12 protein-coding genes are annotated in these 8,426 nt (G+C 58.4%); 8 read left to right on the top strand and 4 right to left on the bottom strand.

From position 1 onward, the window contains the following. The 3 genes from NW856_RS01670 to NW856_RS01660 all read left to right on the top strand — a co-directional run. A partial coding sequence (locus tag NW856_RS01670) for an amidohydrolase family protein (protein WP_414398765.1) occupies positions 1–894 on the top strand: 894 nt, incomplete at its 5' end. Between the two features lie 100 nt (positions 895–994). Further along, positions 995–1,768, top strand: coding sequence for a ZIP family metal transporter (locus tag NW856_RS01665; protein WP_414398763.1), 774 nt, complete (start codon positions 995–997; stop codon positions 1,766–1,768). A gap of 46 nt (positions 1,769–1,814) precedes the next feature. After that, positions 1,815–2,621 carry an alpha/beta hydrolase gene (locus tag NW856_RS01660; protein ID WP_414398762.1) on the top strand — a complete coding sequence of 269 codons (807 nt, stop codon included), beginning with the start codon at positions 1,815–1,817 and terminating at the stop codon, positions 2,619–2,621. Here NW856_RS01660 and NW856_RS01655 read toward each other — a convergent pair. Beyond that, positions 2,587–3,396: a DUF3598 family protein gene (locus NW856_RS01655; protein ID WP_414398761.1), complete on the bottom strand. Its 810-nt coding sequence runs from the start codon at positions 3,394–3,396 to the stop codon at positions 2,587–2,589. The genes NW856_RS01660 and NW856_RS01655 overlap by 35 nt on opposite strands. 52 nt (positions 3,397–3,448) lie before the next feature. On the opposite strand from NW856_RS01655, the gene NW856_RS01650 reads away from it, so the two are divergent. Genes NW856_RS01650 through NW856_RS01635 form a run of 4 tightly spaced genes read left to right on the top strand, consistent with a single transcriptional unit; the run spans position 3,449 to position 4,466 of the window. After that, positions 3,449–3,577, top strand: a complete 129-nt coding sequence (locus tag NW856_RS01650) for a hypothetical protein (RefSeq protein WP_414398759.1) — start codon at positions 3,449–3,451, stop codon at positions 3,575–3,577. Between the two features lie 15 nt (positions 3,578–3,592). After that, positions 3,593–3,811: a hypothetical protein gene (locus NW856_RS01645; protein ID WP_414351859.1), complete on the top strand. Its 219-nt coding sequence runs from the start codon at positions 3,593–3,595 to the stop codon at positions 3,809–3,811. Between the two features lie 4 nt (positions 3,812–3,815). Beyond that, positions 3,816–3,947 (top strand): hypothetical protein, encoded by a 132-nt coding sequence (locus NW856_RS01640; RefSeq protein ID WP_414398757.1) that lies wholly within the window; start codon positions 3,816–3,818, stop codon positions 3,945–3,947. 3 nt (positions 3,948–3,950) lie between these two features. Then, entirely contained in the window at positions 3,951–4,466 is a 516-nt protein-coding gene (locus NW856_RS01635; RefSeq protein WP_414398768.1) for a cadmium resistance transporter, read from the top strand. 49 nt (positions 4,467–4,515) lie between these two features. On the opposite strand, the gene NW856_RS01630 is transcribed toward NW856_RS01635, so the two are convergent. From NW856_RS01630 to murC, 3 genes are all read right to left on the bottom strand, one after another. After that, positions 4,516–4,782 carry a hypothetical protein gene (locus NW856_RS01630; RefSeq protein ID WP_041436475.1) on the bottom strand — a complete coding sequence of 89 codons (267 nt, stop codon included), beginning with the start codon at positions 4,780–4,782 and terminating at the stop codon, positions 4,516–4,518. Positions 4,783–4,886: 104 nt separating this feature from the next. Continuing rightward, positions 4,887–5,873, bottom strand: coding sequence for a UDP-N-acetylmuramate dehydrogenase (gene murB / locus NW856_RS01625; RefSeq protein WP_414383327.1), 987 nt, complete (start codon positions 5,871–5,873; stop codon positions 4,887–4,889). A gap of 29 nt (positions 5,874–5,902) precedes the next feature. Further along, on the bottom strand, positions 5,903–7,339 hold the full coding sequence (gene murC, locus NW856_RS01620) for a UDP-N-acetylmuramate--L-alanine ligase (RefSeq protein WP_414398766.1): 1,437 nt from the start codon (positions 7,337–7,339) through the stop codon (positions 5,903–5,905). A 333-nt stretch (positions 7,340–7,672) separates the two neighbouring features. Here murC and NW856_RS01615 point away from each other — a divergent pair. Continuing rightward, on the top strand, positions 7,673–8,426 hold a 754-nt coding region (locus tag NW856_RS01615; RefSeq protein ID WP_414398756.1), incomplete at its 3' end, for an HlyD family secretion protein.

Genomic DNA, 8,426 nt, shown 5'->3' with positions numbered 1-8,426 from the left:
ATGGAAAGCACGCGCCGACTGATCGAAAGCCAGCATGGATCCCAGGGGGGGCGGGTACGGGTCTGGGTGGGGCTGGAGCATTTGTTTTACTGTTCCCCTGCCGCCTACCAAACTGCGGTGGAGTACTCGCGACACTACGGTGTCGGCATTCACACCCACAGCAGCGAGCAGAAAGAAGAGGTGGAAGCTGTGGAGCGACATTTTGGCTACAAACCCATCCACTTGTTCCAGCAATACGGCATCTTGGGGCCACAAACTGCCATTGCCCACTGCGTCTGGTTGGATGAATCAGAAATTCAACTCCTAAAAGATACAGGGACAGCAGTTTGCCACTGCCCGATCAGCAACGCCAAGCTGGCCGGAGGGATCGCTCCAATTCCAGAGATGCTGCAAGCTGGGATCCGAGTTGGGTTGGGCACCGATGGCAACATCTCCAACAACAATTTGGATATGTTTGAGGAGATGAAATTTGCTTCTCTACTGCAGAAAGTGAAGCGCTACGATGCCGCTGCTCTGCCTGCTTCCACCATGTTGCAGATGGCCACGATAGAAGGGGCAAAGGTTTTGGGTTTAGAGAAAGAAATCGGCTCAATTGAAGTGGGCAAGAAGGCCGATCTGGTCTTGCTGGACTTGGCACAACCGAACCTGATGCCCTGGGTTTGGGAGCACAACTCCAACGGAATCGAAGAGACCAACATTCTCTGGAACCTCGTCTATGCTGCTCGGGCCAGCAATGTTCACACGGTGTTTGTGGACGGGATCCCGGTCATCGAGGCCGGTCAAAGTACCCACATCTCAGAGGCCGAAGCTTTGACAGCTATTCAGGCTCAAACGGAAGATCTGCTGCGCCGTCGAGAGCCTTTCAAAGCAACCCTAACTCCGGTGGTGGGCTAGCCATAGCAGGGGATCTGCCATTCCGGTTGGCCACAAACCGCACACAATGTCGCAAAAGGAGGAGAATTGAGAAGCATTCGGCCTTTGTGGAGAGGGGCTTGTGCATCCAATCGCGATGGGATCCCTGGCTAGCTTTATCGCCGGCTTGGCGACGGGGCTGGGGGCTTTGCCGGCCCTTTTTCTTCCCTCGCTCTCCGAAAGGGTACAAGGGATCCTGCTGGGGTTTGGGGGTGGGGTGATGTTGGCGGCCACCTCTTTTTCCCTGCTGGTGCCGGGCACCGAGGCAGCCATAGCGCTGGGGTATTCCCCATTTGGGGCGGCTGTGGTGATGGTGGCAGGCCTGTTGTTGGGGGCGATCTTCCTGGAGAGTGCCCACCGCCTCTTTCCTCACGAGCACTTTTTCAAAGGGGTGGAAGGGGAGAACCGCGCCCATTTGAAACGGATTTGGCTGTTCATCATTGCCATCGCCCTGCACAATTTCCCGGAAGGACTGGCGGTGGGAGTGGGTTTCGCCGCCGGCCAAGTCGGCGATGGGTTGGCGTTGGCGTTGGGGATCGGCTTGCAGAATATGCCAGAAGGGCTGGTGGTGGCTTTGTCACTGGTGGGCCAGGGGTACTCGCGGCTGTTCGCTTTTGGCATCGCCCTGCTGACCGGACTGGTGGAGCCCATCGGCGGGATCCTGGGAGCAACGGTGGTCTCTCTGGCGCAGCCCCTACTACCCTGGGGCATGGCTTTTGCGGCGGGGGCGATGTTGTTTGTCATTTCCGATGAGATCATCCCTGAGTCGCACCGGCAGAGGTTGGAGCGGGAGGGCACCTTTGGGGTCATCAGTGGGTTTGTGGTGATGATGTTGCTGGATATCACCTTGGGCTAGCAAGGGATCCCGTCGCGAAGTGGAACGGAGTTTTATATGTTTTTATATGTTGAGTAACGAACCCTTTTTGTGGCGAGGAGCAGGGGAACACGCCTGTCTGCTGCTACATGGATTGGGGGGCGGTGTTTACGAGTTGCAATGGCTGGCAGAGCGGCTGTTGGCGGCTGGCCTGACGGTGCAGGGATTTAACTATCCCGGCCATGACAGTGCTCCGCATCGCTTACACGACCGCCGGTCTGCCCACATGCCCCCTTCCCGCTGGACGGAGTGGTACGGGCGGGCTTTGGAGCATTATCTGGCTTTGCAGCAGGAGTATCCCCGCGTTTCCTTGGTGGGCTTTTCCACCGGCTGTCTGCTGGCTTTGCACCTGGCTTTTGCCCATCCCATCCATAAATTGGTGCTGCTGGCGCCATTTTTCGCCATTCGCCACCGCTGGTACTATCTTTTTCGCCCTGAGCAGTACCTGAACAGCCTGGGTTGGCTATTGAAGGAGGTGCCCCGCCTCAGCTTGCCGATTCGGGATGGGGACGCTCGAGCCTTGGCAGAAAGAACGGCCTATTTCCGCAGCTTTAATCTGTCGGCGGTGCGCAGCGCTCTGGAGCTGATCGAGCGGGTCAAGGGAGAGGTGGCCGGCATCCGGGTTCCCACTCTGATCCTGCAATCTCGCCAAGATACAGTAGTGGATCCTGAACAGGCAGCGTGGCTCTATCAAGAGCTGGGATCCGAGGAGAAGATCTTGTCTTGGCTGGAGCACTCCGACCACATCCTCACTTTGGACGGGGAGCGGGAAACGGTGTTTGACCAGGTTTGCGCCTTCCTCAACCAGGATCCTTCTGCGCCCGGATCAGCGTAACCCCTTGCCAAGCACCGCGGGCATCGTAGTCCCGGATCAAACGCAAGAGACAATGGCAGTCTTCCGACTGCGGAAACCAGCTCAGGCTCACCGAAAAGCTGCGATCCCGCTGGGCAGTGGGGATGGGCAAGGGATCCGGCCCGCCAATCCACAGCCCCCCAGGCAAGGGATCCCAGTTACTCAACCACTCTGCCCCCGAGGAGTCCACCTCGGCTTCGGCAAACCGGCCCTCAGCAACCGTAAAGCTCTGGGCGATCCCCCGCCATCTCCCCTGGAGGCAGGCTCTCAGTCGCTCTTTGCTCAGGGGTGAACAGTCTGCAACGGGATCCAAAGCTTGGCCGCGCCGCTCCAGGATCGCGGTTACCTCTACCAGACGACCTTGGGCATCCCACTGTTGCACCAGCCGCGCCTTGCGATCTTCCCAGAGAAAGCCTTGCTCAACGGCAAAATCACTAAACGGCGCCAGCTGCAGCCGCCCATTGGAAAAAGATCCATCGGGGAAAAAGCGCAATCCCGGCGAGAAATCCTGGTAGACCCAGCTCTGGGAGCTTTCGGGAGTGGGGGATCCCTGTAGGGGGTAGTAGGCGTTGGTTTGGCGGATCGCGATCCCTGCCGCCGGACTTCCTGAAGAAGAGGATGGAGCCAAGGCCTCAAAGGTGATGAGGCTGCGCTTTTGGCCCCCCAGCTCCCAGCCGCCGGCGGTGGGTCGATAGTTGGAGAAGAGGCCGTGCCACACTCCCAGGTGGAGAGCCAGACATTGTTTTTGGGTTTTCATGAAGCAATGTGAAGCTAAGATTGTGAGGACGTAACGCTGGAGAGCGAGACCCATGGGGAAGAAGCTCCGAGGTGGCATTTTACTGGTTTTGGGGTTTATGCTGTCTCCCCTTTCCTGGTGGAATGACTTGTTTTTCAACCTGCCGATTGCCTATGGGTTGGGCTACCTGTGTAGCCTGTAGCAGCCACAGTGGTTTTTGGGCGGAACCCTCGTGGGGTACTGGCTCTCCAACTTGATGGGCATTCTCATGATGCAGTTTGGCGCTACGGATGTCGTCGAGAAAGGCGAGAAACCCCGCAATATGAAACGCGATCTCTTGATTGGGCTGGCTTCTTCTACCGCCTATACTTCGGCAATTGTTGGGCTGCTTCAGTTTCACCTCGTCGATATCAGCGCCATCTTCCCCATTTCTTAACCCTATGCCGCTGGCAATTTTCTGGGCAACTTTAGTCGAAGGGATCCTTGCTTTTGTTGCCACCCATATCGACGACTTTTTCTTGCTGGTTCTGTTGTTTGCCCAGGCGCAGCTGCAACCCCTGTGGAAGGGCTAGCACATTTGGCTGGGAGGCTACTTGGGCTTGGCAGGGTTGATCCTGCTCAGCTCTCTGGGATACCTGGGGGGCCTGCTGTTGCCGCCACCTGCGATTGGGCTGCTGGGGTTGATCCCGATTGCGGTAGGCGGTTGGAAATTGTGGCGACCTGAACCTGAAGAAACCTTGGAAAAAGAGTTGGAAGAGTTGCGAGAGCGCCCAACCCAAAAGGCTTGGCCGATCCTTTTGCCCCCGCCAGTTCTGATGTCCATGCTCTTCACCTTTGCCAACGGCGGAGATAATGTCAGCCTGTACGTTCCTTTGTTTGCCGGCAGCACCCCTCTCCAGTTGGCCCTCTTTGCCACAATCTTTTTTCTGATGAAGGGATTGTGGTTTGCAGTGGCTCAAAAACTGACAATGCAACCTGAAGTAGCCAAGGTTTTGGCCGAGCGGGGAGAGCGCTGGGTGCCCTGGATTCTCATGGGCTTGGGGGTGTGGATCCTGTTCAAAAATGAGACTTGGAGATGGCTTTTGTCTTAGACTCTGGCCGGGATTTGTTCGTGATAGCGGGACGGGATTCTTTCGAGTTCTAGTCGTTGTGTCGGTCTAGGGAGGGATCCCAGTCCAGATCTTCGTGGCGGTGCTCCCGTTCCCAGCGATGCACCCAGTCCCAAATGCGATAGTGCTGCTCGGCGGTGAGTTGCTTGGGATCCTGGGCCAAAGCAGCAGCCTCTTCCGGGGTGAGCAAAGCAGCCAAGCTGCCGATCTCCACCAAATAGCGGCGTTCTTCCGCAGTGGTGTGGGACTGATTGAGCCGTCGAATTAAACGACGTAAAGTGGCTACATCTTGACTCATAAGCCGATAGGCGAACATCTACAAAAGGCGGTAAGAACAGTTTAAGAGCAGAATCATCAAAATCACCAAAAGAAAACAGTCCAAATTGTCTGCCCAATGCTCCTCTAATCCTCAAAGGATCCCAGAATGCGCACTTCTGGCTCCAAAAGCACCGACCATTGTTGATAGACCTTTTCCTGGGCCAAGCGAATCAAGCGGTAAATGTCCTTGGCACTCGCCTGATGGCAATTGAGGATGAAGTTGGCATGGCGCTCTGAAATTTGGGCCCCACCGATGCGGTACCCCTTCAAGCCGACCTGCTCGATTAGCCAGCCGGCAGGGTGAGACTCTGGGTTGCGAAAGACGCTGCCACAACTGGGCAAATGATAGGGCTGAGAGCTTAGGCGTTGGTTGAGGTAGCGCTGGGTTTCCCACTGCACCTGGGACGGATCCCTGCTTGGGATCAACTGCAGCGTGGCTCCTGTCACCGTCCAGGGGGAGTCCTGTAGGCGAGAGCGGCGATAGCCAAATTGCAGATCGGCAGGTTCTAGGCGGCAGGGCTCTTGTTCCTCGTCCAAAATCTGCACTTCCACCAGCACATCCGCCATGGCGCGTCCGTGGGCACCCGCATTCATCACCACGGCTCCCCCCAGGGTACCCGGGATCCCGATGGCCCACTCCAAACCGCTCCAGCCTTGCTTGGCGGCGGCCCGCGACAGATTGACCAAAGGCTCTCCGGCAGCGGCCCAAATTCTCCCCCCTTCCAGCAGTTGGATCCCCCGCAAACGGCGAGTGCCGATCACCAGCCCCTTCAACCCCGCATCGCTGATGAGCAGATTGCTGCCTGCCCCTAACAGCGTCGTGGGGATCCCTTCTGCTCGCGCCCAAGCCAAACACTGCTGCAGCTCCAGATGGCTACGGGGCTCACAATACCACTCCGCTTTGCCGCCCACGCGAAAGGTGGTCAGAGGAGCCAACGGGATCCCCGATTGAATTCGTCCAGATAGCAGAGCCGCCGGCCCGCGGGGGAGAAGCCTGTCTTCAGCGGTAAGACTTGCCGCCTCAGACTCACAGGAACCGTCCCGCTGAGGCACCACCGGAGCCGTCGTCATGATTCAATACCTCAGAAGCAGCTATCTTTTCAGCTGAAGTTTGGATTTTTGGCTTGCCCAGGCTGTTCCCTCACCTGAGCCGCATATGCCCGCATCGTAGCGATTATCTGCTGATTTAGGTCCCCTGCGCCCAAAAAAACGGCGAGATCTCCAGGCTGCAGGACGGACGGCAACACCTCCGGCAATCGCGGCAAAGACAACACATAGCGCACATGGGGGTGGTGCTCCGCCACCGCCACGGCCAAACGCAAGCTGTCGGAACCCTCAGGCACCGGCTCTCCCGCTCCATACGTAGGCACGATCACCACCACGTCCGCATTCCCAAAGCAGCGGGCAAAATCCTGGAACAAGGCAGCCAAACGGCTGTGGCGATGAGGCTGAAACACGGCCACCACCCGCCGCTGTTGCAGACGGGCTGCCTGCAGGGTGGCTCGAATCTCGCTGGGATGATGGGCATAGTCGTCGATAAAGGTGACTCCACCCACTTCCCCCTTGTGCTCAAAGCGGCGATGCGCCCCCCGAAATTGCGCCAAAGCTGAGGCAATCACCGCAAACTCCAAGCCCAACTGTCGCCCAACGGCAACCGCCGCCAGGGCATTGCTGAGGTTGTGGGATCCCAACACCTGTAGGCGAAGCTGTCCGAGGAGGGATCCCTTTTCCCAGATCTCAGCGCAGGTGGAATTGGCAGTGTAGAGGATCTGACGGGCTTGGTACTGGGCTTGGGGATGACCGGTCAGGCTGTAGCCCACATCCACCCTCAGGTGAGCCGCCACGTTGGGACAGTCCAGACAGGCCACCAGGGTTTGGCTTTGCTGCCCATACTGTTGAAAAGCCCGGATCACCTGCCCCAAATCGGCGTAGTGATCGGGGTGATCCAGCTCAATGTTGGTGATCACCCCAATCTTGGGATAGAGCCGCACCAGGGATCCATCCGACTCATCCACCTCCGCCACCCAATACTCCCCCTGGCCCAGACGGGCATTGCCATCCCAGGCATCCACTTCCCCGCCGATAATCAAGGTGGGATCCCAGCCCGCCGAGAGCAACACATAGCCGATCATGCTGCTGGTGGTGGTTTTGCCGTGAGTGCCGGCCACCCCAATGCCAGAGCGACGGTTAAACAGAGCCGCCAACAAGTCTGCCCGGTGCCAAACCGTCAATCCCTTGCCCAGGGCAGCAGCCAATTCTGGATTGGTGGGGCGAATGGCGCTGGAATAGACCACCTGGGGATCCCCGACCAACCCCTCCAAGCTGTGGCCCTGAAAGAAGCGCACCCCCAAAGCTTCCAGGCGGCGGGTACGGCCATTGGCGACAATGTCGGATCCGGAAACGCGAAACCCTTGTTTAGCCAGGATATAGGCCAGAGCCGACATCCCCACTCCACCAATGCCCACAAAGTGATAGGTGGAAAGCAAGGGATCTAGGGGATCCAAATGCAGGGGCGGAGGCTGAGACCGAACCGGCAACGGCGGGATGGGATCCCTTCCTCCAACTGTTTCCACCATCGCAACTCCACCCCACTCCTAAAACCGCCACACTCCAAAAAAAGGACTGCGTTCTGCTGACTACAAACAGGTTCGAACAGGCCACATCATATCAGGAATCCCCAGAGCTAGGTAGGCTGCGCCCCACCGGTTGCTGTGATCTGCCGGCACCTTGGGGAACCCACAGGGGGTGAAAATACGGTGAGCACAAGCAACACAGAATACAGCTGGACATTTTCATCCCAAAAACTTTACACTTATTTAAGAAAAAGAGGCGGCGTTTGTCGTCTGCAAAGCCACAGCAGGTAAAAGGCCATGAACCCACGAGCGCTTTGGTCGCTGGCAGGAGTCGGGCTGCTTGGTTGTGCCGGTCTGGCATGGCTGGGATTGAGCCAACAGGGAGCCACACAGTCGGTATCGGGAAGTGCAGAGGCAACGGTGGAAATGCGGCTGCCTCCGCAAGTTGGTGCTTTGGGTCGCCTGGAGCCGGAGGGGGAAGTGCTGCGCATTGCCGGTTCCCCCGGAGAACGGCTGGGAGAGCTGCTGGTGGCCGAGGGGGATCGCGTGGTGGCAGGCCAAGTGCTGGCCCGCTTGGAAAGCTACGCCGAGCGGTTGGCGGAGCGAGAGTACGCTGCCGCCCAACTTCAAGAGGCCCGCGCCCGCTTGCAGGCCGAGACCCGTTTCAGTCAGGCCCAAATCCAAGAGGCACGCACCCGCCTCAGCCGTCTGGACGAGCCGCAACAGATGCAAATCCGCTCCCAGGAAGCGGTGGTGGAACGTATCCGGGCAGAACTGGCCGATGCCGAGGCCAATCTGGCCCGCTTTCAGGAGCTCTGGCAGGAAGGAGCAATCTCGCAACAAGAGCTGGATCAACGCCGGCTGCTGGTGCGGCAACGACAGGAGGACTTGCGGGCTGCCGAAGCCACCCTGAGCCAACTGCGCCTGGCCCGTGAGCGGGATCTGCTCAATGCCCAAGCCCAAGTCCAAGCTGCCGAGGCGGGACTGAGTCTGGCCCAAGCCCAAGTCCAACTGGGATCCCTGGCCCGCAATCTGGAACTGGCAGAAGCTC

Origin of the sequence: Synechococcus sp. R3-13 (assembly GCF_047462195.1) — a bacterium.
GTDB lineage: Bacteria > Cyanobacteriota > Cyanobacteriia > Thermostichales > Thermostichaceae > Thermostichus.
This window is presented reverse-complemented; position numbering and strand designations above follow the sequence as displayed.